Consider the following 26835-nt stretch of genomic DNA (forward strand, 5'->3'; position numbering starts at 1 on the left):
TTCCTTGCTAGCATACTCTTAATCCCTATTTGAATATTTGAAGGCTATCTGCCTTTTCCAAATAACACCACTTCAACAGTTCTGATAAGTATAAGAATATCTAGTAGAAGACTTTGATGCTTAACGTAATAAAGGTCGAACTTAAGCTTTTCCATGGAGTCTTCCACACTTGCCCCATAGGGGTAATTGAGTTGCGCCCAACCAGCCAACCCGGGTTTAACATTATGGCGCTGGTTATAATAAGGTACTTCTTTTACTAACTGCTCAACAAACTGAGGCCTTTCAGGGCGAGGACCAATGAAAGACATTTCACCTTTAAACACATTAAGTAATTGAGGTAGTTCGTCGATACGATACTTTCTAATGAAATGCCCAATTCGCGTTACTCGATCGTCATTTTTACTTGCCCATTTAGCACCGTCTTTTTCGGCATCAGGTCGCATGCTTCGAAACTTCAGTATTTTGAACAGCTGCCCATTTAAACCAACTCGCTCTTGAGCATAAAACACCGATACCCCGGTGCGTCGACCGTCATCAAGATAGATGATGAGTGCAGTAGTGAGCATGATTGGCCATACAAATATAAACACAAAAAGTGCCAGTAAAGCGTTAAGGCTGTAGTCAAGCGCATCTCTGAGGTAATTTTGGCTCTGGAAACCATTTGAGTAGATAACCCAACTTGGATACATCAAGTTTACTACAATTTGCCCCGTCTCCCTTTCCATGAAGTCGAGTAATTCGGTAACCTCAATACCACGCAGGCGACATTCAAAAAGGACTTCAACGGGCAAGGTGCCACGACGTTGATCACACGCAATGACAATTTCTTCAATATCATTGTCGTTTATAAACTGCTGAAAGTTCTCATCCACCTTTATGTGAACGATTTTTTCTCTGCGAATACCGTCTTCTCGGTTATCACCAGGGATAGGCACAAACCCAACCATTTCGAATCCGATTCTATCCACATCGCGACGCATCCGCTTTTCAATAATTGATGCTCTTTCACCCGCCCCTAGCACCACTATACGAACTTTACCTAAACCTAAAAGCCCTAAGCGGTTCGTAAAGTAGCGAAAAATGACCAGTGTGATGATAATCGAAAATACGGCAGCCGGCAGGAAATAGGCATCCATCACCAGATTATCGAACAACGCCCTACTGACGATTTCAACAAGGAAGTAACTTAGCCCCACACTGACAAAAATCCGTCTTATAATGCCGCGAAAAGTTTCCCTAAGTTTTGCTTCATACAGACCCACAGACAGTGAGCAAAGAAGAATCGATACAGTAAGTAAACCTACGTTAATGATCAGCTTTTCCGGTGGAACTTTCGAAACAAGCCCAACCTGTGTGAGGATAAAGTACGTAATGTATCCCATATAAGCTATAAGTAGCGCTTCTGTTACTACAAGAATATTAGAGCGCTTATTTTGATTTCGCTTATTTACTGCCACCCCTGGCCCCTTAATACTACGAACTAATCCCCATCATAGAGGGATTTATTCTAATAGACTAGAATTGTTATTGGCATTATAGTGAGATTTGCCGTAGGGTAAACACCGAAAGCTACAATTTAACCATAATGAGTGTAGGATGATCTCTTATGTTTCGTTTAAAAAACATGCATTTAAGCTTTGCATTTTTACTAGTTTCAATACTTGTTGGGTGCTCGAATACTTCAACTCTCCCCCAAGCTACCACCAGAGCATCATTAACAACCGATGTAAATGAATATCAATACCTAATCGGCCCTGGCGACTCGCTAACCATTTTCGTTTGGCGAAACCCTGAAGTATCCGGTCAGTTTATTGTTAGACCTGATGGGAAAGTAACCACGTCATTGGTCGAAGATATCGATGTGGCAGGACGCACGCCCTCTATGCTGGCTCGCGAAATTGAAGAACAGTTATCAATTTATATTAATAACCCTCGCGTTACCGTGAGTGTTAATAACTTTTCTGGCCCGTTAAGTGAGCAAGTAAGAGTTATTGGGGAAGCCACTAACCCAAGCGCGGTCAGTTATACTGAACACATGACATTACTCGATTTAATGATAGCTGTTGGCGGATTAACTGAGTTTGCCGACGGTAATAACGCAAAATTAGTACGCGTGATCAATGGTCAGCAATCCACATTTTCCTTAAGTATTGACGACTTAATTCGAAGCGGCGACATTCAACAAAATGTAGACATTCTCCCTGGCGATATAATTATTATTCCAGAAGCTTGGTTTTAGTTCTAAGTAGTAAACGGAACATTTAAATGCAGGATTTACAACAAACCTTACTCCAATTTTTAGATTTACTAAAAGGGATTTGGATTAAGAAACGTCATGTCATTATTATGTCATGGATGATTTGCCCGATTGGCTTCTTCATGGTTGCCAACTTGCCCGATCAATACACCTCTACAGCAAAGGTTTACGTTGATACCCGTTCGGTGCTCCAGCCACTTTTGAAAGGTCTTGCTATTCAGTCCAACCCCGATCAAGAAGTCAAAATGATGGCTAGGACGCTTTTAAGCAGAACCAATGTTGAAACGATTGCCAGAGAGAGTGATTTAGATATCACCACTAATTCAGAACGAGAGTTTGAAGACTTAGTAACCCAACTATCTTCATCAATTGTTTTGCGTTCAGCTGGCAGGGACAATATCTATAACATCTCATTTGCTAATGCTAACGCGATTACAGCTCAGCGGGTTGTGCAAGAAACGTTAGACCTTTTTGTAGAAGGCTCGTTAGGAAACAACCGCCGAGACACTGATACTGCGGGGCGTTTCTTAGAAGAACAAATAGCTGAATATGAAAGCCGACTAAGTGAAGCTGAACAGCGACTCGCCCAATTCAAACGGCAGTACAACAATATACTTCCCCTTTCTGGTACATATTATAGCAGTCTTCAAAGCCTCAATGCAGAACTTGAGCTTACTCGCTTGAATATAAAACAGACTAAGCAACAGGTAGATTCTCTTAGATCACAAATCAAGAAAACATCTGCAACGGATAGCTTTGCTGTATCTAACCAAGAAAATTCAGGCTTAAAAACACGGTATGATGACCGTATCCGAAAACTGGAGGAAGAATTAGACCGCCTTCAATTAAGATTTACTGAAAAACATCCCGATGTGGTTGAAGCTAACTTGCTTTTATCTAGTCTGGAAAAATCCCGCCAACGAGAAATTGATGCATTCCTTTCAAGTGTTGACGAAGAAGACCAATTACCCCTTAATGATCTAACTCAGGAAATCCGGCTTGAAATGAGTAAACTTCAAAGCGAGGTTGCTTCATTAGAGGTAAAAGAGACAGATTTACAAAATAAAATTGCTGAGCTTGAATCTAAAGTCGACTTAATCCCACAGATTGAAGCCGAGTCTTCAGCGCTAAATAGAGACTATGGAATAACGAAGAAGAAATACGAAGAATTATTGTCACGCCGAGAAGCCGCTGGGCTTTCAAGACGGGCAGAGGTTTCTGCTGAAGAACTCCAGTTTCGTATTATAGAGCCGCCTCTTGCCGCCAGTTCGCCGTCAGGCCCAAATAGACTCATCCTATACACCGCAGTATTACTTGCTGGTTTTGGCTCTGGTGTAGGCGTAGCGTTTCTAGTGAGTCAACTTTCCCCTATATTAATTAGACCTAAACAATTAAACAGCCTATCTGATTATCCAATTTGGGGAACGGTCAGCCATTTGAATATTGTGAACATTCAGAAAAAAAACAAATTTAGATTATTAATCTTCGCCTTGTCCTGCGGGATGATTCTGCTGCAATATGGTATATTAGTGGCCGCAGAGATGATGAATATTAATTTAATCGAGAGGTTTTTCTAATGTCTAATACAATTGAAAAAGCATTGTTAAAACAAAAACAGAAAAACGCTTTAGCAAATAACTCGAATGAGGAAAGCGCAAGTAATAACGTTCCCGAACCTCAACTTGAAGCCACTGACGCTGCTAAGCCAGAGACTACATCCCCCAAAAGTAGTTTTAAAATTAATCTCCAGAGGCTAAGCGGTAATGGTCACATCTCTCTTTCTGGTGAGCGTAGGCAAATTAACGAAGAGTACCGAGAAATTAAGCGAAAGTTACTCGCTAACGCTTTTGGCCCACTCGCTAAAACCCTTCATAACCCTAATATAATAATGGTTACAAGCAGTCGCCCTTCTGAAGGTAAAACATTCACTGCGACAAACCTCGCATTGAGTATTGCAGCAGAACAAGATAAAACCGTCCTGTTAGTTGACGCAGACGTTCTTAAACCTAATGTGCTAAACACATTAGGTTTGGAAAGGCGCAAAGGGTTAATGGAGTATCTTGTCGGTGAGGTCGACGATATTTCTGAGGTACTTTACTCTACCAATATCGACAAATTGAAAATTATTCCTGCTGGTCGCTCGCATCACCTTTCTACGGAGATGCTTGCTAGTCATAAAATGCATGAAACAGTTGATGAATTTGCTAACCGATACCCTGATCGAATCGTTATTTTCGACACGCCTCCTCTTATCGGTATTAATGAAAGCGCTATTTTAGCTAATTTCGCAGGTCAAGCAGTGGTTGTAGTAGAGGAAGGTAAAGCGAAACTTAGTGACGTTAAAATGTCTGTAGAACGATTGAACCCTGATATGGCAATTGGATTTGTAGTTAACAAATCAGTGCATTATGACACCGATGGAAGCGGATATTATGGATACTATTATTCTGAGCGGGAAGATTAGAGCACATTTGGCTATATCTCTTACAAGGAACCTTAAACCAATAGCCGCTATCTTTTCGGCACTTTTTAGCTGCTCACTTTACGCTAATGTTGAATTGAGCGGCTCTACAAATGCGGATTATATTCATCAAAACGTTAGCTCTGAGTCTCTGGGTAATTTTTCAATTGATACACTTAAAATAGTCCCAACATTAAACGCTACTTATCAGTCACCTACTCTTTCAGGAGCTTGGTCTAGTAAATTGACGTACTTACAGCGTAGTAATGACATATCGGATGGAGAGCAAAGCTATACGGAGTATTCCTATGGGGGACAATGGGCACCGCTAGAACGTTTACTTGTCATCTCGGCGTCAGGTGCTCTTGCTTATAGGAATACCAGCTCTGCAAACTATCTAGTATCTGATTTTCTAAGTAATTCTGATTCTCTTAGCAAAACACGCTCGAATAGAGTTTTAGCACAATTAAATATTCAACAAGGCGATTGGGTTGCATTAAACGGTGTGGCCAGCTACTCCGACGTGGCTTCAGAGCGCTCATCATTGGTCGATGGCCAGGCTTTGGATAATGATACGATAAGCCTCTCAGGAAGCGCATCAAATGGCGATAAAGTCAAAAGCGTAGTGTGGAATGTAGAAGGTGCCTACCAAAATACCGACCGTGCGCAGAATAGCTCTGGTAGTTTTATAACTCGCGAGGGTGACGCCTTTTTAGATGCACTTCTGTACAACGATTTTGGATTAAGATTTGCTGCCCAACATGAAGCAAACCAAATTTCTAATAGAGATGATACGTCTAGCACAGTCCGTGAGTATACAAGCTATGGTGCAGGCCTAGTCTATCGACAAAGTGAAACTCGATACATTGCCGTCACGTTTAATCGGAGTAACTCGAGCATAGAAGAAGACGATGAGGACTTTGTTGGTGCAGAATTTTCTTGGGCACTCAGCTCCAGAACTTCGATAGGCGCGACGTTCGGAAGACGATTTTACGGTGACTCAGCTTCTGCCAATATCGATTATAACTCTAAACACTTTAGATCATCATTTGCTTATTCAGAAGAAGTGACGAATACGTCACGTTTGCTTTCAGATCCGGAAAGTCTAGGCGTTTTTGTCTGTCCTATATCATCAGCGTCTATTTCAGAATGCTTTCAGCCTAACAGCTTGAGCTATAGTCCAACTGCGTCTGAACAGCTTGTAGAAATCACTTCCCAAAATTTGGAATTCGACGACAGCATAATTCTTCGCAAAGGGGCAAATGCTCAGGCTGGTTATAGCTTTTCTAGGCTAACGTTAGGATTGTCTTGGCGGTATGCTGAAGATGATTACCTTGACCAAGACAGATTAAGAAGAACATATTCATTTGGTACTAGCCTAGCTTATAGCCTTGGCAGCTACACAACATTAAGCACAAATATAACCTTTGCCAATATCGAACAACGTTCGGGAGATATAAGCGCCAGAGGAGAAACAGACAATTGGAACAGTAGTGTTAGCATACAAAGAGAGTTGGGGCGGCACCTAGTTACAAGCTTGCAAGTGACGGTTCTGGACCAATCAGGTGATTTGAACTCTGGCATTGCCCAGTTCGGAAATAACTATAAAGATAGAAGAATTACAGCATCTTTAACTTATACCTTCGACTAATCCTTATCGACAATGAGTGGAAACGCATTTTTCTAGCACCTCTACTCACTTTTATCAGTACTCTTCAGTCTTACGTACGTTTTAAACTTCTTCTTCATTAGTTTATCTACATACTGCGTCATTTTAACCTTATGCGATATTGCATCGTCTAACGCATCTACTAACTCCGCCAACATATCAAGATAGTACTTACTATCTCGTATGATATTCCCACCGGGAGTCATAATCGTTTTGTTTTCAGGGTGCTCTGCAAAGTCATGAGTTTGGGACGTTGAATGGCCCAACCCACTCTCAGGCTCAAACATTTCAGCTTTAACTTCATCTATTACCTCACTTACCGCCTCTTCATCAAAGCTTTTAAGCTCCTCTAAAAAGCCAAACAGCATGATACGATCCATCAGCGTGTTTATTTTGCGGGGCACACCGCGGGTAAACTGATAAATACGCTCATAGGCCCCTTCTGAAAATAAATCTTCGCCGTTCCAGCCAGCATGATGTAAGCGATATTCAATATACTCTTTGCACTCATCTAACGTGAGCGGCGCTAAATGGCATGAAGCCACTATACGCTGCCTGAACTGCTCCATATTGGGTGCTCGTAAAATAGGTTGCAGCTCTTCTTGCCCTAATAAAAAACTTTGTATCAATGGCTTACCATTAAGCTGAAAGTTAGACAGCATACGAAGCTCTTCAATAGACTCTAAGGGTAAGTTCTGCGCTTCATCAACAAGCAGTAATGCGCGGCGCCCTTGGGTGCTTAGGTCGTATAAGAACACCTCAAGCATCTTTAAAATTTCAGCTTTGCTTCTTCCGTCAGTGTTGATATCAAACTTTGACGCCACCATTTTTACCAACTCATCAGGCGACAGTTTCGGGGTGACTATTTGAGCCGCAAAAATATCGTCTTGAATTTCAGCCAGCAAACTATTTGCGACGGTGGTTTTCCCTGTACCAATATCACCTGTGATAACAATAAACCCTTCCGCCTGCGATAACCCATACTGAAGGTATGACATGGCGCGTTTGTGCCACTTACTGGCAAAAAAGAAGCCTGGGTCTGGTGTTAACTGAAAAGGTTTAGCGTTAAGTCCGTAGTAACTTTCGTACATGCTGGTATCCGTTTGAAAAAACTGCTCGCTTTGCTAGCCTACCGATTAACTCATAGGGCTAGCAAACGACTACATTTTACATTTACTGAAATAAAAATTGAGGTAACCACAAAAATGCTAGGTTAACTTGTTTCGTGTTATACGCTCAATGATTCCGGTGGTAGAAACGCCATCCTCAAACGTTAACACTTGCACCTCGCCGCCGTTGGCAATCACTTCTTTTCCACCAGCAATTTCTTCAATTTGATAATCACCACCTTTCACCAATATATCTGGTAATAACGAGGCAATTAATCGCTGTGGTGTATCTTCAGTGAAGGGCACAACCCAATCAACCGCACTTAAGCCAGCTAGTACTGCCATACGGCGATTAGTGTTGTTCACAGGCCTTCCAGGGCCTTTAAGCTTCGTCACCGATGCATCGGTGTTTACTGCTACAATAAGCCGGTCACCTAACTGCGCGGCTTCTTCTAAATAAGCCACATGCCCAGAATGTAGAATATCGAAACAGCCGTTCGTCATTACAATACGTTCGCCTCGCGCTTTCGCAGCAGCCATTGCCATTTCTAGTTGCTCTTCGGTCATCACGCCGCCGTCGAGATGCACAGATTGTTCACCTAAAGCTAGCGCTAATTCGGTATTGGTAACGGTAGACGTACCTAATTTCCCAACCACCACACTGGCCGCTAAGTTGGCCAATACACAAGCAGCTTGCAGAGGTAGTTTGCTTGCTAGCGCCACGGCTAGCGTTGATACCACAGTATCGCCGGCACCAGTAACGTCATAAACTTCTTTGGCTTTTGCAGGTAAATGAAACTCTGCATTGTTTCCTTCGAACAAGGTCATCCCCTGTTCAGAACGCGTTAGCAGTAACGCATCCAAATTAAGGTCAGTTTTAACCTGCTGCGCATTTGCTACTAATGATTTCTCAGAAGTAGACTCACCTACCACATGGTTTAGCTCTTCCATGTTAGGTGTAATAAGCATAGCGTTAGCGTACTTTTTAAAGTCACTGCCTTTAGGGTCGACAATAACGCGCTTACCTTTTGCTTTAGCTGCTTGAATTAGTGCTTGGGGGTGGCTTAAGCATCCTTTGGCGTAGTCAGATAATATAACAATATCAACATCATCAAGGGCGCTATCGAACGCGCTTTCTAGTTCAAATTTATCTGAATCAGCAAAGCTCTTTTCAAAATCTAACCGAAGCAATTGCTGATTACGGCTCATCACCCGAAGCTTGGTTATTGTGTCTTGACCTTCGACGGCGAAAAACTGGCAATCAATATCAAACGACTCTAAGCGCTCACGCAGTAGTCTGGCATTTTCATCGTTACCGCACATGCCTAGTAAGCTGACTTTAGCCCCAAGAGTAGCCACGTTCACGGCCACATTTGCAGCGCCGCCTGGGCGATCTTCAGATGACTGAACATTCACTACAGGTACAGGGGCTTCAGGGGAAATACGACCTGTTCCACCGCTCCAATAGCGGTCTAGCATTAGGTCACCTACAATAAGCACTTTTGCTTTACTAAAATCTGGTAAAATCATTGATGAGACAACTTTATCGATGTATTTCAAATTGCCAATGAGTATAACAGCCAACAACGTGAATACCCACCAGCAGCCTTCAACTTGGTACCTTTATCTTATCGAAAATAAACTGGGTCAATTGTACACGGGTATCACTACCTCCCCTGAACGCAGAATTTCCCAGCACAGAGGAGATATTGCAGGTGGAGCGCGGGCATTAAAGGGAAAAGGCCCACTTCAATTTAGGGCCATTTTCTTAATTGGAGATAGGTCGACAGCCTCGCAAATTGAATACAAGGTAAAGCAACTTTCAAAAGAGAAAAAACGGGCTATCGTTAAACAGAAGGTTTTGCCTGAAAACCTATGCAAAAACAGCCAGTATATTTCTCCTTCCGATTATCAGTAATATTAATTGTGATCGCAGCTTTCTACGTTACGCCATGCGTACTTGCGGCTACAGAGCAAACGCCTCAAGGTTTTAAACAATATACTTGTCTGCTTACAAGCTACTTTAACCACCGAGTACGCCATTAATCACCATGGCAGTACCTATGCTTAACGTAAAGCCTAGTGAAGCTACACCAACGTTGTGTTGTTGATCGACTTCTTGCCTAAAGTTCATACCAAACAGAATCACTTTTTTATTGATAAGCACTAATATATGCAGTGCGATAGCTAACGCTACACTTACCACCAACCAGCCGGTTACGTTACTTACATAACCTGACGGGTTATAGATAAGTAGGTTTTTCGCCGCCGAAACAATCATAGCGGTGCCCAGTAAATTACCCGAATGTTCTATGGCTAACGCTAACTGACCTTTTCGAAGCGCCCCCTGAAATGAGTCGTTTTGGTTATCTTTTGCATAGCGCACTTCTAAAATACGGGTCATCACCAATAACATGGTGAGCACGACAGAGAATCCTGTCACGATAGCAATAATGGCATTCATATCACTGCCATTCACCCACACCATAATATTTCTCAACACGATGGCACTTGCCACTAAGCTTGCAGCATCTACCAGTGCAATACTTACACTGCGCTCTGAAATCATGGCGTGAGTATCTACGCGATTGAGTACCAGCTTGTCATGGGCGAATCGACCAAACTTCACCAACAGAATACCGACAATACCGAACGTCACCATGCCAGTAGCCGCTTCACTGTAGCCCTGCCCGATATGACGACCTACCACCGAACTCAGCACGATACAAAGCGACAACATGCCACCGGCTATACTAATACCAAAAGCAAAATTGTCTTTAATACCAAGCTCTTCGGTCACTGAGTTCTTTCTCATCAGCCCAGTCAACCACTTCATAACCACCAACAGTGCTAGGGCGATACTTACATCGATAGCAAGGTAAATCCATAAGTCAGAACCTAGCGGCACGAGTTTTATTAAAGCATCCACGTATTGTTACTCCTTTTACCTAAACACAACCTTAGGGTGGTTACGCCCCAAAAACTGTGACAGACTCTTTTTATCTCAACGTTTTGAAATATTTATTATTGTCGAAGCCAGTATTATGCCAACAGACAACACAATTACCATGAGCAATGCACCACAAGCCAACGAAACCTGGGAAAAACTTTCAGATAGTGATCGCGTTAATAGTGATTTAGCGCATCATCGAAATGATCTCACTACCCTATTCGGCCAATCGCTATTTTTTGCAGAGACTTGCCTTCAGCACCCTGAGTGGGTTGGCGCTATGCTGGTTGAATCGATTCCTGACGAGCCCCAAAGCTTTTACAATCATGCTGTTACGCAAAAGCTGGAAAATGTTAAATCCGAAGACGAGCTGCTTAGCGCACTTCGCCAATCCCGCCATTTTCATATGGCTGCTATCACCGCGCGTGACGGACTTAACAAACAGACTATTACACAATCGTTAACGCAGGTTTCGGCGTTAGCCGATGTGTTAATTACATCCGCTTACCAATGGCTTTACACTATGCTGAGTGACAAACATGGTGTGCCTTGTGGTGAAAATGGCTCTATTCACATGTACATTTTGGGCATGGGGAAATTAGGCGGCCGCGAACTTAACTTTTCATCAGATATCGATTTGATTTTTGCCTACCCCGAAAAAGGCATGACAAATGGTGAAAAGAAACCTATTGAAAATCAGCAATTTTTTACCCGCTTAGCGCAAAAATTGATACAAGCGCTCAACAAGGTTACTCCGGATGGTCAAGTCTATCGTGTAGACATGAGACTGCGGCCATTCGGTGAGTCGGGGCCTTTGGTGATGCACTTCGACGCCATGGAAGATTATTATCAAGAGCAAGGTCGTCACTGGGAACGTTTTGCAATGGTGAAAGCGCGGGTGATTAATAATGATGATTCTACTGATGTAGCTTCGCTAAACGGTATACTTAAGCCCTTTACCTTCAGGCGCTACCTAGACTTCACCACTATTGATGCCCTTAGAGGCATGAAGCACCTTATTGCTACGGAAATTAGACGTAGGCGTTTGAGCAATAATATTAAGCTTGGTGCTGGTGGCATTCGTGAGGTTGAATTTTTCGCACAAAGCTTTCAGCTTATTCATGGTGGTAGAGAGCCTGAGTTACAAAGTAAGTCACTACTTACTACCCTGGATAATCTTGCTGAATTTGAAATGGTTGAAACCGATGTGACTGAACAATTACGGACAGACTATTTATTCCTTCGTAAAATTGAGCATACGCTTCAGCAATGCCAAGACCGACAAACCCAAACACTGCCAGATAGTGAGTGGGAGAAAAATGCACTTATTTCGGTTTTAGGGTTCTCGTCATACCACGCATTTACGCTAGCACTGCATGAAACCATGTCTAGAATACATGGGCATTTCAATGAATTAGTTGAAGAAGCACAAGATACTCACAACAGCGAAGATACCTTATTTGAAGCATGCCGTGATGCCTGGCAACTTTCCCTTGATAAAGAAGAGTTTAGCACCACACTAACCCCTTTTATTAGTTTAGAGGAAGCGCAAGGGATTTGTACCCAGCTACAAGAATTTAAAACGAATCAGCGCGGGTATCGAATGGGTCAAAAAGGCGAGGATACGCTTAATAAACTGATCCCGGAAATACTGTATGTACTGATTAAATTCGACCCCAGTAAAGCAAACAATGTACTAAAACGAATCTTCGGCGTGATAGATGCGATTACCGGCAGAACAACCTATTTAGATTTATTGCTGGAAAACCCCAATGTTCTGCAACAGTTGGTAAAGCTGTGTGACAGGAGTGAGTGGATAGCGAATGAAATTAAGCGCTTCCCGCTGCTGTTAGATGAACTGCTTACCCCGCTCTATTTGCAGCAGCAAAATTCAGATATCACCACTAGTAAATATGAATACGCGCAAGAGTTGCGACAAACCATGCTGCGCGTTGAACACGACGATGTTGAGCTTGCTATGGACACATGGCGACAGTTTAAGCTTTGTCAGCAGCTGCGCATTGCAGCCAGCGATATTAGTGGCTCGCTACCCATAGCGAATGTAAGCGATAAACTTACCGTATTAGCGGAAGTCTTGCTCGAGCACGTTATTGAAGCAGCGTGGCACCAAGTTTCAGCTCGCTTTGGCGTGCCGAGTCATTTGAACGATGGCGAGCTCGGGTTTGCAGTTATTGGCTATGGCAAGCTTGGTGGCTACGAGCTCGGTTATGGCTCTGATCTTGACCTTGTGTTTTTGCACAACGCGCCTCGCCAGTCAGCTACCAATGGGGCTAAGTCTATTGAAGCCCAGCAGTTTTACATCAAACTTGCTCAGCGTATTATGCACTTACTGAATACCAAAACCTTGTTTGGTCAGTTGTATGAAACCGACTTACGCTTGCGGCCATCTGGTAACGCGGGCTTGCTTTGTTGCCATATAGACGGATTTGAGCGCTATCAACAAGAAGAGGCGTGGACATGGGAACATCAAGCGCTAGTGAGAGCCCGCGGTATCTGTGGTGATATATCGCTGCTAAGTGCGTTTAATACTGTGCGTCACAACATTCTATCTATTCAGAGAGACCAGGCTACACTATCTACTGAAGTGAGCGAAATGCGCGTAAAAATGCGCAAACATTTGCTCTCTACGAGTAATCAAAAAGTCGATTTGAAACAATGTGTGGGAGGCATAGCAGATATTGAATTTATGACTCAATATTGGGTATTAGCACATGCGAATAAGATTGAGAGCTTGACTGAATTTTCAGATAATTTGCGTTTACTAGATGCAACCCGTAACGCAGGCATTATTGATGAAAAACAATCTCACGCGCTACAACAAGCTTATCTTGCGCTAAGAGAACAATATCATCACCTGACCCTTGCAGACACGAAATATGCAGAACAAACCGAGCATTTGAGCCAAATGAGAGAAACGGTAAGTGAATATTGGCAGGCGTTATTTGATAGTACTGCTGGTCATGCTGCCGATAGTAGTACCGACATTGATGGCAGTAGTATTAATGATAACGAAGGTGAGCAGTAGCTCACCTTTGCTTTAACTGATGATCAACGAACGAGGGTACATCGGGTAGATAAAAACTCGGTCTCTTCAGCAGTCACTACCAGAGAGCGTTGCTCGGGGCATAGATAGGCGTTTACCCGCCCTTCAAAGCTACTGTCGATAGCGCTGGCAATTTTAGCCAATGAACCGGCTACCGTATTATCTAACTGAAACTGATGTTTGATAATGAAGTCTTGCTCTAAATTCCATATCAGCTGCATGCCTTCCGCTTGCGCAAAAGTAGAGATAGCCTCTCGGAGTGTACTGCCCTCTTTGAAAGTGCGGAATTTTTGCTCTCCGGTCCAACTGGTATCTACCGTTGTATTTATACTCGACATGCTTTCTAGTCTGCTATCGAGCTGTGGATCAACGCCGCCAGTTTCTATCACAAAAGTACCCTGCTCTTCCTTAACTGGATCGGTAGAGGACATTCTAAATTCGCGGTAAAACTCGCTCAATCCCTTTGCCACCGATTTTTCTTCAGCTGGTTTACCGGAAGGTTCTTCATCACTGCTATTTTGTTGCAAATAAATCATCACACCCGCAATCACTATCAATACGAATGCCAGCGCTATGTGACGCGCCCAAAAAAATGTATTTGAATAACCTTTTTTAGCCATGACTTTTTCAATGCTTCCAATAACTTAAACTCAAGGTACAGCTTAACTCGCTTTTACCTTACGCACAAAAAGCGCGCTACAGTAATAATTGTACACCTAACGGCACAATAGGTAACTGCTTCGTTAGTACAATGACGGGGTGTCTTTACTGGGTCTGGTTTTGAACCGTTTATGCATCCACAAGTAACTTTCAGGCTGTTCTTTAATTGCCTTATCAATATGCGTGTTCAATTCTGTTAATGCCGCAACATCGTCCATATCCCCTAAATGCGTCAATGGGGGGTATATCTTTATTTTATAACCCTTCGCAGTGTACTGAGACGTAATCATCATAGGCACACTGGTAGAACGACGAATAAACATCAACGTAGCTGTGGTGGTCGCGGTTTCAGCAACCCCACCAAAAGGTACGAATACGCTTTGCTTTGGCCCGTAATCTTGATCGGGAAGGTATAAGCACAGCTCGTTTTCTTCCAATGCCATTAACAACGCTTTGGCATTTCGCTTGTCAATCATATACTTATTGGAGCGATTACGACCATGGTACTGTAAATAATCGACCAGCGGATTATTATGTTTTCTATAGAAGGCGATGCTAGGGTGGAAGTAACCAATACCCCTGCATGCAAATTCAAGGTTCATGTTGTGCAGTGCCATGCCAAACACACCTTTGCCGCTGGCTATGGCTGCCTCAACATGCTCCGCACCTTCAATTTCTATGGCCTTTTTCACTCGCCAATCAGGCCACCACCACCCCATCGCCGTTTCAAATAAGGCCATTCCGGTTCTGCGCACATTCTCATTTAATAGCGTTTGCACTTCTGACTCCGACAACGACGGGTTCCAAAGTTCAAGGTTTCGCTTTGCTACGCGCACGCGTTTAGGAACAATTTTCGCAATCAGTTTACCTGCGCCACCGCCAATAAATCGTATAACAGGCAGAGGGAGCCAAGTGATGATGTAAAGAAGGAATACTCCTAGCCATACAGGCCAAAATTTTGGAGTAAGAAAAGACAGTTTGAATTTAGGAGCCTTAATTGCCGCAGCCAACGCACTCTATTCCTAACAAATTAAGAGGAGCGCTATTGTAGCAGACCAAATTAAAGTCGAAAGTGCGTTGGTGGAATAATTCGACACTACTGTCGTGGTATTTTGAACTCAATACGCCAAGCATTGTTTTACCTAGCTCGGTTAGCAAAAATGTTCACAGGACGTTAGCCCTCTCACTCTATAAATTTAGTGAGCGCCATACTCTTTATCAATCTGCTTCAGCTTTTTCTCAAAAGTTTGAAAGTGATCGTTTGTTTCATAATCGAAGTGATACTGGTTATGGAAACCAAACTGCAATTTACAGTTCATGTCTTCGATAAATAACGTGTAGCCATCTAGGTCGGTGTACGCAACAATACCATTTAGGTGGTATTGATCTTCTTTCTTATCACCATTAGTTCGGATTTTTTCAAACACCTGCAATAGAAATTTACTGTCTAATTCATTTTTCATAAATGGCTCCTTAGTTTTTGACTAGCCACTCTTTTTACGCTGAATGATAGCGTTTGGATTACACCGCTCATACTGATATGAATTTAGTCACTTGCCACTATTAGCCATTAAAAATTGTAGCGAAAGCCCAAAGATACTAAATGCGTTGAGAGGTCATCTTCCCCTCCTAGGTATGTATATTCAAGTCGCACCATAGATTTTAGACCAACATAATAATCAAATCCAAGACCAGCAATACCTGCAACCACACCTTCATCAAACGAGCATGCATCACCCGATAACTCTGAGTTGCCACAGTCGCGCGTACTTGCAATATCAGCGTTAGCAATACCTAATTTGTAATACAGTTCACCGTACTCGCTTTTCGCCTTTCCAAGTACAGCAAGGTAAAGCGCATCCCCCGAAAGATCGGTATCATCCTCGCTATCGTTAGTGAGATTAAGGTAACCCACTTCTGCATACCACTGCCTATGGATTTGGCGCCCAAAAGCAACACTGTAAGCTAGCCCGCTATTCTCGACATTTGTGAACTCAAAATCACTAAACCCCACTGAAGCAATACCGTAGTTGGTAGAAGCACTGTGTGCGTTAAATATAAAAAAAAGCGCTATAAAACCAACAACAAACTGCTTCATTAAAACCTCAAGTTAGAACCACAAAAGAATAACCCTATTATTAAATAGCCAGGGTTACGAGTGTAAATGTTAAATTTAAATCAGAAATAACGCCTTGTACTAAAAAAAGTACTCAAGGGTAAATTGAAGATGATCATCTCTTCTTAGGAAATAAAAAGTATCGTCAGTATCATCACTTGAAAAGAAATAGCCATCCAGTTTCCATCGCCAATGGGGTGAAATACGACTGGACGCTTCAATAAATGCACTAGAGGTACTCGATTCATCTAAATCTTGAACGTACCCCATTAACACTTCTGTTCCGTCAATGTCGTTGAATATAAACCGCAAGCCCACCATAAGGTCGTTTTGACCTAAAGCAAAAAAGTTATCTTTGCGCTCATCAAACTGATATTCACTTAATACGCCAAGGCCATATTGCGTGTCGAAAATACCTTGTGTGGTGTACTCGAAACCTGTGACTACCGCAGCAAAATCTTCCGACTGCCCTTCTCGATATATCGACTCAAATTTAAGTAACCATGCCCCGTATACATTCAGTAAATCTACGCCTACCTGATTGATTTGCGCGTAATAGGGAAGAATTTCTGGCTGACCTTCATCATTCACGGTGGTAACAAGTTCAGGCTCTCTGCTTGTACCTGAAAAGTAAGACAGCCCCACTTCCCAGTCACTGATACTGGCTTGCCACCTCAGCGCATAATCAACATGACTTTGCTCACCATCCGACTCATACAAGGCATCTCCCACAGCAATGGGCGGTCGCAGACGTCCATCAACACTTTCGAAGGTACGCTCTCTAAAATAGGGCAACACAAATGCTGAAAACGTACCAAAATCACTAAAGTAAGAAACATTGACCATGGGCTGACCAAGCTTATCTTCGCCGTCTACCGCTTCAATTGCATCGGTTTGATTCACAATATCGACGAGGTGAATGGACTCTGTTTGCCCCCAGAATACTTTTCCAATCCCTATTTTGGTTTCCCATGTGTCTGCCACGTGCATCCACTGCAGTTCCCGAACATCGAAATGCGTTCTATCCTCGTCGTGTTGATCAGCCCTGAAAAAGGGCTTAAACAGCAAGCTGTCTTCCCCATCATTCCACTCGGTATAGGTTTCAGGGCTAAAAAAAACAGAGCCGTAAGCTCTTTCTTGTGCTTCGTAAAGGGCGTCTTGCAAGAAATAACGCAACTCTCCGCCTGCGGAGCCTGTCACTTCCGTATTGGCCAACAAAGAAAATGAAGCCGTAATACTTGTTACCAATAAAGCGATGGATTTAGTCACGAATTACCGCGCTCTTTTTAAGCTATTCTTATCAAAATCCGATTCTGACAAATCGGTATCAAATATTAAGCTTTCTGTAATTAGCGACGTAGACTTACGGGTTTGTACGTTCGTCATCTCGCTGCGAATAGGTCGCCAGTATTTCTCTTTGTAAAGCTCATAATCTTTTAGTTCAAGCACCTTAAGTAGCGCCCCTTTCTTATCGTAAAATTCAACTTTGTGTACGCGGTAGTGAGACTTATCAATCCATACTTTTTGCAACGTATAACCCGAATAGTCGTATTGAGGAATTTGCTCCAATACAAAGCACGCTTCGCCATTAATCGTCTCATCCCCCACATAGGAGTAGGAAAATTTCTCTACTTCGAACGATGTCATGTCTTCAAAAGCAAATTCACTGCCGACAAAAGGCCCACTTTTATTTTTTGACGCTATACGCTTTACCCGTTTTAAAGCAGGAAGAAATATCCACTGTTCATCGGCATCGAAAACATGTGAGAAGCTCAGGAATGCTGTTCCTTTTACATCCCGAGGGGATTGGAAAACCGTTAGTGCTTTATCACCATCATCGGTCAACTCCATCGATTTCACGTTGAGTTTGCGTGTTGCTTCTTGGCCTTGTGCATTACGCAGGACCATTAAGATTTTCGCCTCTGAGTTATTCCACCCGCGATCTCTCGCTTTTCGCTCCTGCGCTATTTCTAGTCCTTTTGCACTAGGCTCAGCGGCAACGCCATTGAATGCGCTGATAGATATGAACGACGCCAGTAAAACAAGGCTAATGTATCTCACTATTCTTCTCCGGTAACGGGGTTTCATCTTTATCCAACCACATTAATAACGCGGGTAGGAAAATAAGGTCAACAGCCAAAGCCGCGACGATAATAATAATGGTCAAAATGCCCATGTGCGCGTTCAGCATAAAGCTTGAAGACGCTAACACACCAAAGCCGACTGTCAGCACTATTGTGGTAGTGGTCAGTGCCATTCCAACCGTATTAAATGCATAAAGCACACTCTCTTTAACCGATTTACGCGTCAGCCTCGCCGACTGATACTTCGACAAGAAGTGCACAGTATCGTCAACAATAATACCCATGGTCATACTGATCACCACTGACAGTGCCATGTTAATTTGGCCAGAGATTAACCCCCAAACGCCAAACCCGATAGCGGCGGGTAGCAAATTAGTAAACAAGCTAACTAACCCGAGTCGCCACGAACGTAACGCGAAAAAAATCAAAACAGAAATAAGGACTAAGGCATAAATAGACCCCTTTACCATACTTTCCATATTTCGATCGCCAATATGCGCGAACATTAAAGGCGGACTGGCGGCTTCCAGACGGTTGTCGCTGCCAAGGCTTTTAAAATATGCTTTAGCATCAAACTCTAATGCGGTTAAATCTTTACTGCCTAAATTATCAATAACGGCGATAATTCTCATTGCTGATTTATCAATATCTAACTGATTACTTAAGTCTAGACCAAATGGCAGCGACATTTCGTACAACAATACATACTGCGAGGCCAGCTCTCCATCTTCTGGTAACCGGTAATAGGCATCGTCATCACCATGCATATTTTTATTTAAGCGTTTTAATGTATCGGCAAAGGACAGCACATGATGAACTTCTTCTTTATCGCGAAGCCATTTAGTGAGTAACTCTACTCGTGCCAAAAAGTCAGGCTCTGTGGCACCATAAGGGGTATCTGAATAAATAACGAAGTCGATGTTAGACATACCACCAAGCTTCTCTTCATTGATTTCCACCGCTTGGCCAAACGTACTTCTATCGTCGAAGTACTTCACCGCAACATCATTTAATTCGTTATTGGTAGCAAAAACACTGATCCCCACAATCACTAATGCACAGATAGGTAACAAAGCGCGGTAATTCGACGTGACTTTATTCCCCAATCGCTCGAAGACTTTGTTACTTTTCGTCGCTTTCGCTTTCAATGGCTTTAATAGTAATAAAGCTGGCAGGAACCAAAGTGATAATACACAGGCGAGCATTACCCCGAATGCGGTCATGTTACCTAAATCAGCCAAGACGGGGACGGCAGAAAAGTTCAGCATTAAGAAGCCGATAGCTGTAGTAACACTGGTGATAATAATAGGCTTGGTATTAATTCTTAAACTTTCACTTATCGCATTAGCGTTGTTGAGGCCGCGACCAAGAAAGTACTGTACACCCACGATGATGTGGATACAGTCAGCCACTGCCAGTGTCGTTATCATAGTGGGTGCATTTACCGTAGCGGTACTTAGAAACATGCCCAGCCAGCCAGATACCCCAATGGAAGTGGCAATAGAGACAATAACCACTAATAATGTAGCGAGAGCTGCAAACACCGAACGGACAATCACGCCGATCATCACAATGATAAGGAAAAACATAAGTGGAATGAGCGTGCTGGCATCTTGCTGCGCAGCCACCGCGAAAGCATCGTTCATTACAACCATTCCGGTGAGATAGATAGCGTGACAGGGGTATTTTTCCTCTAACTGCTGTTTTAGCGCAGTGGCAGCAGTTGCAATTTCAATCACCTCTTTCGTTTGGTCACCGTCGGGCAATTGAATGGTAGTGTTCACTACCAACACATCTCCAGGGTATGATACTAACCTTCCGGTTAGTTCAGGGGTACTATCTAGTACATCCTTAATATTTGTTATTTCAGAATTCGAGAGCGAACCCGTGGTAATTAAGTCCTCTACAATAAGATCGTCATCTTCGGCGTAGGTGTATTGGAAATTAGATATGGATTCTACGCGGGTAGAAAGAGGGAGTTGCCATGCAGCTTCTGTAAGCTCAACAACTAAAGATAAGGTAGACGGTTTAAATACATTATCGTCATCTGGCACCACCATAAAAGCGACATTTTCGCTCTTATTAAATATGTTCTGCATTTCTTCAAAGGCAAGACGCTGCGGATTATCAGGCTCAAAGAATACTTTGTAGTCGCCTCGAAAGTATAAATTTTTTGCGCCGACTACTGCCACTAACATCGCAACAATAACCACACAGATAGTTAGCTTTGGTGAAGCAAACCACCTTGATGTGTTCGATGATGTATCTTGCATTACTACTTCCTGTAACTCGCTCTGTTATCGAAAGTTTACCTGTAAATGGTTAATAAACATAACTCAGTTACCAGAATATTTTCGGTTGCCGCCTCACATTTTTTACATAAGCTCGCCTCTATCATTTTCAGCGCTATCGTAATCACTTCATTTTATTAAATTTTACATTTTTGAAACTATTTATGAGCGATTTTTTTGATCTTTTCTGAAACTGATGTAGTATTAACACTATACAACTGGTCAGATGAGCGGATGAGTCAAATATGAGTATTAGAACTAGCTTAAAAAAAGTGTTACCACCAATTTCTGTAACAGAGCAGGAAGCGTTAGACGCAGGTGACGTTTGGATTGAATCTTCTATTTATCAGGGTAAACCTGATATGCAGGCACTTCGTGATATTCCTCAAGCAAAATTGAGCGCGGAAGAGCAGGCATTTATGGACGGCCCAGTGTCAGAATTACTGGGTATGATTGATGATTTCGAGTTAAACAACGGCGATCACATTCCTCAAGACGTTTTAGACTTCTTGGGCAAAAACCGTTTCTTCTCAATGATCATCCCTAAGAAATTTGGTGGTCTTGAGTTTAGCCCTTACGCTAACTCAACTATCGTTGCCACTATTGCTGCTAAATCTGGTGCAATCGCTGTAACCGTTATGGTACCTAACTCGTTAGGCCCAGGTGAGTTACTGATGCATTATGGTACTACAGCGCAACAAGATTACTGGTTACCACGCCTTTCAGATGGTCGTGATATTCCTTGTTTTGCCCTAACCAGCCCAGAAGCCGGTTCAGATGCCGGTGCTATTCCTGATGCTGCTATCGTCACTAAAGGCGAGTACAACGGCGAAGAAGTACTTGGTCTTCGTATCAGCTGGGACAAGCGTTACATCACGCTGGCTCCAATTGCTACCGTACTTGGCTTGGCATTTAAAGTATTCGATCCAGAGCAATTACTTGGTGACAAACTAGAGCTAGGCATTACCTGTGCCTTATTACCTAAGTCTCACCCTGGTGTAGAACTTGGTAACCGTCACGACCCTATGGGTGTACGCTTCTATAACGGTACAACTCGCGGTCAAGATGTATTTATTCCTATGGAATTTATCATTGGTGGTCAGAAAAATATCGGCCGCGGTTGGCAGATGCTAGTAGCGTGTCTAGGTGCGGGTCGTGGTATTTCACTTCCGGCGATGGGCGTTGCGACAGCACAATCTGCATTTAAAGGTACGGTTGAATATTCATTCGTTCGTGAACAGTTCGGTGTTCCGATTGGTCGCTTCGAAGGTATTCAAGAGAAGATGGCAGACATTGCTGGTAAGACTTTCTTACTTGAAGCTATGCGTGTTTTAACAACAGAAGGCTTAGGCTTAGGCGTTAAACCATCGGTTGTTACCGCTATTGCTAAATACCACATGACAGAACTTGGCCGTGATGTAATGAACTCGGCTATGGATATTCAAGCAGGTAAAGCAATTCAACGTGGCCCGCAAAATACCCTTGCAGGTGGATATGCAGCACTTCCTATTGCCATTACGGTTGAAGGTGCAAACATCCTTACTCGTAACCTCATGATTTTCGGTCAAGGTGCAATGCGTTGTCACCCTTACTTGAAAGATATGGTTGACCTTATTCACAGCAACGAAAGTTCTGCGGATAAAGAATTCAACAAGGTATTACGTAAAACTGTTGGCTTCAGTGTTAAGAATGCATTCCGTAGTTTTGGTAAAGGTTACTTACCTTTCCTACGCGGTTCAGAGTCTGCATTGCCTGAAGTACGTAAGTACGAAAAGCGTGTAAATAGCATTTCAGCTAAATTAGCACCACTTGCTGACTTATCACTAGCTGTACTTGGCGGCGACCTCAAAAAGGCAGAGTTACTTTCAGCCCGTCTGGGTGACGTGATGAGCTACCTTTACGGTGCAATGGCCGCTATTCGTTTTTACGAGCAGCGCATTGAAGATCGTCAACTTGCACTACCGTATTTCGAATACGCTATGCAGTGGTCATTACAGCAAGCTGATCAGGCAATTGTTAACTTCATCAACAATTTCCCGAACACGCCTACTCGCGGTCTAATGCGTTTACTTACCAACACCTATTCTAACAGTGTTGCGGGTATCAGCGATGATCTAGTTCGTGAATTGTCTATGGCGTCTATGCAAGACAATAGCGTGAAAGCACAGCTTACTCACTTAGTTCGCGTTAGCCCAGGTGATGGCAACGACATTAACGAACAAGCGTTTAAAGCGAAACATGCAGTTGCAAACCTATTAGGTAAAGTGCAAAAAGCTCTTCGCAAAGAGCCAGTAGTGCCGTTTATTTCGTTTGAGCATGCGCTGAACAAGCTTCAAGAGAAAGGGGTTATTAATGCCGAAGAAGCTGCACAGTTGCATGATTACAATGAGAAACGCCAATTGGCTGTTCGTGTTGATGAGTACACATTCGACATGGAATTATTGCCTGCAACTGAAACGCTACGCGCAATTGATGGCGGAAAAAACGCAGCTTAATATTTCTTATTTAGCACGTTATCTATAGAAAGCTCTGGCCTTTGGCCGGAGCTTTTTTGTATTTATTAAAGAACATTAGTCAGCGCTTTAAGACGCCCTATGCTCGCTTTACATATACATCCCTTCCACCTTGTATAAAGGATGAAAATTTATCCTTTAACATCTACGCTTTAAGTATCAATTTTCAATTATAGAAAATTATGCAAATAATAAAACTTCTTAGCACTGCTTTAACTTTTATCATTGCTTAGCTTATGGGTCTGATGATTCGCCCTTACTATCGGATACCCTTGCATCTTACGTCGCATAGCAATTTTTGTAATATGAGTGTAATTTAACCAAAACAGGTGTGTAAATTTAAAGCGATAAAAGCTGATTCGCTGTTATTACTAACAACACCAATAAAAAATTCACACCACATTAAGCGTAAAAGCTTATTGAGTTGGAACTTAGATTTATAGTGAAAAGCTCTGATGAACAAAGAGGGACAACCTCTCCTATTCCTATAACGCCGCAAATGCAGCGCGACATGGTAGATATGCTTAACAGTAATATGTTTACTGGATTAGCTATGACCTTCGTTGCCTTCCTAGGCTTAACGTTCGGTTTCGGGTTTGATACCGAAAAAGACCAAAGCTTAAAAGTATTGCTTTTTATCGCAATGAGCACTGTTATTCTTTTTCGTTTTACAGATGGCCTTTACTGGCTGACTAGATTAAAGGGCACCGAATATGATGTGCGACCTGTAAAGTTTAGGTTCGCGATTGGCGTGTGTCTAGCATCTGCGGTATGGGCACTCTATTCAATTCTACTCTATCCCACAATGAACTCGGTCGAGTTGGCGACAACCATGGTTGTCCTTGGAGCCATGGCCGGTGGCGCTGCTTCAGTATTAGCGCCAAGTAAAGTTTTCGTTTTTGTCTACACCACCTCACTACTTGTGCCCATATCAATTAGAGCCTTGTTTGATAATGATAGAAATTTTGTTGTTTTGGGTATATTAGGCATTATTTTTTGTATAGGTTGCCTTGTTAGTTCCTTACGTTACCATCGATTCTTTTTTGACACTGTATCCCTTAGGTATAAGAACAACCGCCTTGTAGAGCAGATGCAATCTGATAGGAAAGAGACCGCTAAAATTAACGCCATGCTGCGTAAATCTAATGAACAGTTAGATGATGCTAATGCTAATTTAGAAGATGAAGTTGAAAAACGTACCGCTGATATTTTTCGGTTATCTAATAGAGATCCGCTGACTAATTTACTGAACAGAAACGGATTGTTTAAACAGTTAAATACTCTCATTGAAAGTACCAAAGCGCTTGATAATAACCTTGCCGTTTTGTTTATTGATTTAGATGGTTTTAAGCAGGTAAACGATAGCTTGGGGCATAAGGTCGGCGATATTGTACTTGCAGAAATTGCTGACCGACTTGGCGAATATTGCGAAAAAGATCATCTCGCTAGATGGGGTGGCGATGAATTTGTTGCAGTAACGCCCTACGCCACCGTCCACACCGCAGTGGCCGTTGCTCATGCTATGCGCAGCGGGGTCACAGAGCCCATCATAGCTTTAGAAAACCAAATAACACTGGATGCCACCATTGGTATTGCGATGTTTCCGGAGCATGGCAACGACACCATGACACTTATTCAACAAGCTGACTTGACCATGTACGATCAAAAACGCAAACAACGAGGCACTATTGGTGTTTTTAGTGAAGACCTACATGAAAAGATAAAAAGCGAACAGCGCCTTTGTGAGCAATTACGGCATGCTATAGAAAAAAATGCGTTTTCTGTGCACTATCAGCCCATTATTTGCGCCGACACACAAAAGTTAACATCGGTTGAAGCGCTACTACGTTGGAATTGTGACGGTAAAGTAATCTCCCCAGCGCGCTTTATTCCCCTTGCTGAGCGCACGGGGTTAATGCCCGAAATAGGCTCTTGGGTGTTAAACCGCGCGTGTATAGATGCGACTGAGTGGCCATTCAAAGACAACATTGCGTTATCTGTGAATGTTTCTATTAGTCAGCTGCTCGATGAAACTTTCATTAATACGCTGGACAAGGTACTAGCGTCGACCAGCATTAGCCCTTCCCGCCTTTATTTAGAAATAACAGAAAGCGTGTTCGCTAATAATATTAATGCGGTTGCAAACCAGATAAATAATGTTAAGGCCCGAGGCGTTAAAATATCAATCGATGACTTTGGCACAGGGTACTCTTCGTTAAGTCGATTGCAGTCAATGCCTTGTGATTTTATAAAAATTGATCGCTCATTTGTACAGAATACCAATGAAGGTAGTGATACTATTATGCGCGCAACCATGCTCATCGCAAACGAGTTTGGTTGTAAGACCATTGCTGAGGGCATTGAAACCTTAGAACAAATGAATAACGTCAAAGCATTAGGCGTGGATTTCATTCAAGGCTTTCTTTACGCTAAACCAATGCCATTGAGCGACCTTAAAACCTGGTATAACGAAAACAAATAATATTCATGGCTCAACTTTATTTTTATTACTCTGCAATGAACGCAGGAAAATCGACCTCTCTGTTACAATCAGCTTATAACTATCGCGAGAGAGGCATGCACTCTCTGATTTATACCGCGGCCTTTGATGACCGTTATGGCGTAGGGAAAGTAACCTCAAGGATTGGACTACAAGCCGACGCAAAATTGTACGGAAATGATGACGATCTCTATGAAGCTATAAAACATGACAACGAAGAAAAGCGTTTAGATTGCATTTTCATTGATGAAGCGCAGTTTCTAACGCAAGTTCAAGTTCGTCAGTTAATAGAAGTGGTAGACGAATTAGATATCCCCGTTTTGGCTTACGGTTTACGTACAGACTTTTTAGGTGGCACTTTTGAAGGTAGCCACTACCTTCTCGCGTGGGCTGATAAGTTGTTCGAACTTAAAACGGTTTGTCATTGCGGGCGCAAAGCAAACTTTGTGGTAAGGCTGGATGAAGACGGCAATGCAGTTACCGATGGAGACCAAGTACAAATTGGTGGCAACGATCGCTATGAATCTATGTGTAGAAAGCATTTCAAAGAGTTGGTCTGGGATAAAGACAAAATTTAATGTTTCTTGAACTTCACTCTTTGATAGTAAGTATATAATTAAACTATTGTGTTTAAATTACCTCAAAGAGTGTCGCTATGGATATAGACCGCTATACAACACTCGTCATTTCATTGTCAAAGCGCGGATTGGATGAGCAAGATAAACTTACTGCGATAGTGTCATGCCTTCAATTAGGTATTCCGGCAGCGAATCGCATAAGCTTATGGCGATTTGAAGAAAACAAGACCCGAATTCGGTGTCTTACGTTAAATCAGGATGGCCAAAATTTGGCAACTCATGATTTATCGATATCTAAAGAAGATATTCCCGATTATTTTGACGACATACTAAAACAAAGCGTGTTAGTAGCCTCAGATGCCCGTAACCATCCTGCCACAAAAGGCTTTAACAAAAATTACTTCAAGCCCAATGATATCTACTCACTATTAGATTTTACCTTCCATAACCACTTCGACCCTATTGGTGTTATCTGCTGTGAGAAAACACATAGTCCAATCGAATGGTCACAGAATGATATAGATAGTTTAAAGCGTGTAGCGCAAATAACGTCTATGTTTTACGACAGTTAGACATTCAATTT

The 26835-nt window shown here is 42.6% G+C and carries 21 protein-coding genes; 10 read left to right on the forward strand and 11 right to left on the reverse strand.

Annotated features, from left to right (window positions below; translation table 11 throughout):
- Positions 1-44: 44 nt before the first annotated feature.
- Positions 45-1457 carry a TIGR03013 family XrtA/PEP-CTERM system glycosyltransferase gene (locus AAC006_RS07270; RefSeq protein WP_126871657.1) on the reverse strand — a complete coding sequence of 471 codons (1413 nt, stop codon included), beginning with the start codon at positions 1455-1457 and terminating at the stop codon, positions 45-47.
- Between the two features lie 149 nt (positions 1458-1606).
- Here AAC006_RS07270 and AAC006_RS07275 point away from each other — a divergent pair, with 149 nt between their 5' ends.
- From AAC006_RS07275 to AAC006_RS07290, 4 genes are all read left to right on the forward strand, one after another.
- Positions 1607-2239 carry an XrtA/PEP-CTERM system exopolysaccharide export protein gene (locus AAC006_RS07275; RefSeq protein ID WP_185864123.1) on the forward strand — a complete coding sequence of 211 codons (633 nt, stop codon included), beginning with the start codon at positions 1607-1609 and terminating at the stop codon, positions 2237-2239.
- 26 nt (positions 2240-2265) lie between these two features.
- On the forward strand, positions 2266-3834 hold the full coding sequence (locus AAC006_RS07280; protein ID WP_126871656.1) for an XrtA system polysaccharide chain length determinant: 1569 nt from the start codon (positions 2266-2268) through the stop codon (positions 3832-3834).
- Entirely contained in the window at positions 3834-4721 is an 888-nt protein-coding gene (locus tag AAC006_RS07285) for an XrtA-associated tyrosine autokinase (protein ID WP_159532267.1), read from the forward strand. The genes AAC006_RS07280 and AAC006_RS07285 overlap by 1 nt, the downstream gene beginning before the upstream one ends.
- Before the next feature lie 241 nt (positions 4722-4962).
- Positions 4963-6369 carry a TIGR03016 family PEP-CTERM system-associated outer membrane protein gene (locus AAC006_RS07290; protein ID WP_232370653.1) on the forward strand — a complete coding sequence of 469 codons (1407 nt, stop codon included), beginning with the start codon at positions 4963-4965 and terminating at the stop codon, positions 6367-6369.
- Positions 6370-6410: 41 nt separating this feature from the next.
- On the opposite strand, the gene AAC006_RS07295 is transcribed toward AAC006_RS07290, so the two are convergent.
- Together AAC006_RS07295 and hldE are read right to left on the reverse strand one after the other, a co-directional pair.
- A complete protein-coding gene (locus AAC006_RS07295) occupies positions 6411-7478 on the reverse strand; it encodes an XrtA/PEP-CTERM system-associated ATPase (protein WP_126871653.1) in 1068 nt (355 codons plus the stop codon).
- A gap of 117 nt (positions 7479-7595) precedes the next feature.
- Complete coding sequence (hldE, locus tag AAC006_RS07300) at positions 7596-9026, reverse strand: bifunctional D-glycero-beta-D-manno-heptose-7-phosphate kinase/D-glycero-beta-D-manno-heptose 1-phosphate adenylyltransferase HldE (protein WP_339891021.1); 1431 nt, start codon at positions 9024-9026, stop codon at positions 7596-7598.
- 37 nt (positions 9027-9063) lie between these two features.
- On the opposite strand from hldE, the gene AAC006_RS07305 reads away from it, so the two are divergent.
- Positions 9064-9414, forward strand: a complete 351-nt coding sequence (locus tag AAC006_RS07305) for a GIY-YIG nuclease family protein (protein ID WP_309475314.1) — start codon at positions 9064-9066, stop codon at positions 9412-9414.
- Between the two features lie 105 nt (positions 9415-9519).
- Here the strand turns inward: AAC006_RS07305 and AAC006_RS07310 are convergent, their stop codons facing one another.
- Positions 9520-10425, reverse strand: coding sequence for a DUF350 domain-containing protein (locus AAC006_RS07310; protein ID WP_159532273.1), 906 nt, complete (start codon positions 10423-10425; stop codon positions 9520-9522).
- A 115-nt stretch (positions 10426-10540) separates the two neighbouring features.
- Here AAC006_RS07310 and glnE point away from each other — a divergent pair, with 115 nt between their 5' ends.
- Positions 10541-13492, forward strand: a complete 2952-nt coding sequence (gene glnE, locus AAC006_RS07315; RefSeq protein WP_339891023.1) for a bifunctional [glutamate--ammonia ligase]-adenylyl-L-tyrosine phosphorylase/[glutamate--ammonia-ligase] adenylyltransferase — start codon at positions 10541-10543, stop codon at positions 13490-13492.
- 23 nt (positions 13493-13515) lie between these two features.
- Here the strand turns inward: glnE and AAC006_RS07320 are convergent, their stop codons facing one another.
- The 7 genes from AAC006_RS07320 to AAC006_RS07350 form a co-directional block, all read right to left on the reverse strand.
- Positions 13516-14130 carry a TcpQ domain-containing protein gene (locus tag AAC006_RS07320; protein ID WP_159532275.1) on the reverse strand — a complete coding sequence of 205 codons (615 nt, stop codon included), beginning with the start codon at positions 14128-14130 and terminating at the stop codon, positions 13516-13518.
- A gap of 123 nt (positions 14131-14253) precedes the next feature.
- Entirely contained in the window at positions 14254-15180 is a 927-nt protein-coding gene (lpxL, locus tag AAC006_RS07325) for an LpxL/LpxP family Kdo(2)-lipid IV(A) lauroyl/palmitoleoyl acyltransferase (RefSeq protein WP_159532277.1), read from the reverse strand.
- A gap of 186 nt (positions 15181-15366) precedes the next feature.
- Positions 15367-15633, reverse strand: a complete 267-nt coding sequence (locus AAC006_RS07330; RefSeq protein WP_159532279.1) for a DUF3081 family protein — start codon at positions 15631-15633, stop codon at positions 15367-15369.
- 107 nt (positions 15634-15740) lie between these two features.
- Positions 15741-16268, reverse strand: a complete 528-nt coding sequence (locus tag AAC006_RS07335; RefSeq protein ID WP_339891026.1) for an outer membrane beta-barrel protein — start codon at positions 16266-16268, stop codon at positions 15741-15743.
- A 99-nt stretch (positions 16269-16367) separates the two neighbouring features.
- Positions 16368-17555, reverse strand: a complete 1188-nt coding sequence (locus AAC006_RS07340) for a hypothetical protein (RefSeq protein ID WP_339891028.1) — start codon at positions 17553-17555, stop codon at positions 16368-16370.
- A gap of 3 nt (positions 17556-17558) precedes the next feature.
- A complete protein-coding gene (locus AAC006_RS07345) occupies positions 17559-18347 on the reverse strand; it encodes an outer membrane lipoprotein-sorting protein (protein ID WP_201299273.1) in 789 nt (262 codons plus the stop codon).
- Complete coding sequence (locus AAC006_RS07350) at positions 18334-20643, reverse strand: MMPL family transporter (RefSeq protein WP_339891031.1); 2310 nt, start codon at positions 20641-20643, stop codon at positions 18334-18336. Before AAC006_RS07350 ends, AAC006_RS07345 begins: the two co-directional genes overlap by 14 nt.
- A 263-nt stretch (positions 20644-20906) precedes the next feature.
- Between AAC006_RS07350 and AAC006_RS07355 the strand changes: the two genes are divergently transcribed.
- From AAC006_RS07355 to AAC006_RS07370, 4 genes are all read left to right on the forward strand, one after another.
- The gene (locus AAC006_RS07355) at positions 20907-23156 is read left to right on the forward strand and encodes an acyl-CoA dehydrogenase (protein ID WP_339891033.1); all 2250 of its coding nucleotides are present in this window, start codon (positions 20907-20909) and stop codon (positions 23154-23156) included.
- A 460-nt stretch (positions 23157-23616) separates the two neighbouring features.
- The gene (locus AAC006_RS07360; RefSeq protein WP_339891035.1) at positions 23617-25656 is read left to right on the forward strand and encodes an EAL domain-containing protein; all 2040 of its coding nucleotides are present in this window, start codon (positions 23617-23619) and stop codon (positions 25654-25656) included.
- A 5-nt stretch (positions 25657-25661) separates the two neighbouring features.
- Positions 25662-26252, forward strand: coding sequence for a thymidine kinase (locus tag AAC006_RS07365; RefSeq protein ID WP_129739656.1), 591 nt, complete (start codon positions 25662-25664; stop codon positions 26250-26252).
- A gap of 77 nt (positions 26253-26329) precedes the next feature.
- On the forward strand, positions 26330-26824 hold the full coding sequence (locus AAC006_RS07370; protein ID WP_339891037.1) for a hypothetical protein: 495 nt from the start codon (positions 26330-26332) through the stop codon (positions 26822-26824).
- The last annotated feature ends 11 nt before the right edge of the window (positions 26825-26835 follow it).

It is taken from the genome of uncultured Alteromonas sp., assembly GCF_963976965.1.
Taxonomy (GTDB): Bacteria; Pseudomonadota; Gammaproteobacteria; order Enterobacterales; family Alteromonadaceae; genus Alteromonas; species Alteromonas naphthalenivorans.

Coding starts and splice junctions, on each gene's coding strand:
- AAC006_RS07330 (WP_159532279.1), bottom strand. CDS start 15,633: ATGAAAAATGAATTAGACAGTAAATTTCTATTGCAGGTGTTTGAAAAA.
- AAC006_RS07285 (WP_159532267.1), top strand. CDS start 3,834: ATGTCTAATACAATTGAAAAAGCATTGTTAAAACAAAAACAGAAAAAC.
- AAC006_RS07280 (WP_126871656.1), top strand. CDS start 2,266: ATGCAGGATTTACAACAAACCTTACTCCAATTTTTAGATTTACTAAAA.
- AAC006_RS07305 (WP_309475314.1), top strand. CDS start 9,064: ATGAGTATAACAGCCAACAACGTGAATACCCACCAGCAGCCTTCAACT.
- AAC006_RS07275 (WP_185864123.1), top strand. CDS start 1,607: ATGTTTCGTTTAAAAAACATGCATTTAAGCTTTGCATTTTTACTAGTT.
- glnE (WP_339891023.1), top strand. CDS start 10,541: ATGCCAACAGACAACACAATTACCATGAGCAATGCACCACAAGCCAAC.
- AAC006_RS07320 (WP_159532275.1), bottom strand. CDS start 14,130: ATGGCTAAAAAAGGTTATTCAAATACATTTTTTTGGGCGCGTCACATA.
- AAC006_RS07335 (WP_339891026.1), bottom strand. CDS start 16,268: ATGAAGCAGTTTGTTGTTGGTTTTATAGCGCTTTTTTTTATATTTAAC.
- AAC006_RS07350 (WP_339891031.1), bottom strand. CDS start 20,643: ATGCAAGATACATCATCGAACACATCAAGGTGGTTTGCTTCACCAAAG.
- AAC006_RS07365 (WP_129739656.1), top strand. CDS start 25,662: ATGGCTCAACTTTATTTTTATTACTCTGCAATGAACGCAGGAAAATCG.
- AAC006_RS07370 (WP_339891037.1), top strand. CDS start 26,330: ATGGATATAGACCGCTATACAACACTCGTCATTTCATTGTCAAAGCGC.
- AAC006_RS07355 (WP_339891033.1), top strand. CDS start 20,907: ATGAGTATTAGAACTAGCTTAAAAAAAGTGTTACCACCAATTTCTGTA.
- AAC006_RS07295 (WP_126871653.1), bottom strand. CDS start 7,478: ATGTACGAAAGTTACTACGGACTTAACGCTAAACCTTTTCAGTTAACA.
- hldE (WP_339891021.1), bottom strand. CDS start 9,026: ATGATTTTACCAGATTTTAGTAAAGCAAAAGTGCTTATTGTAGGTGAC.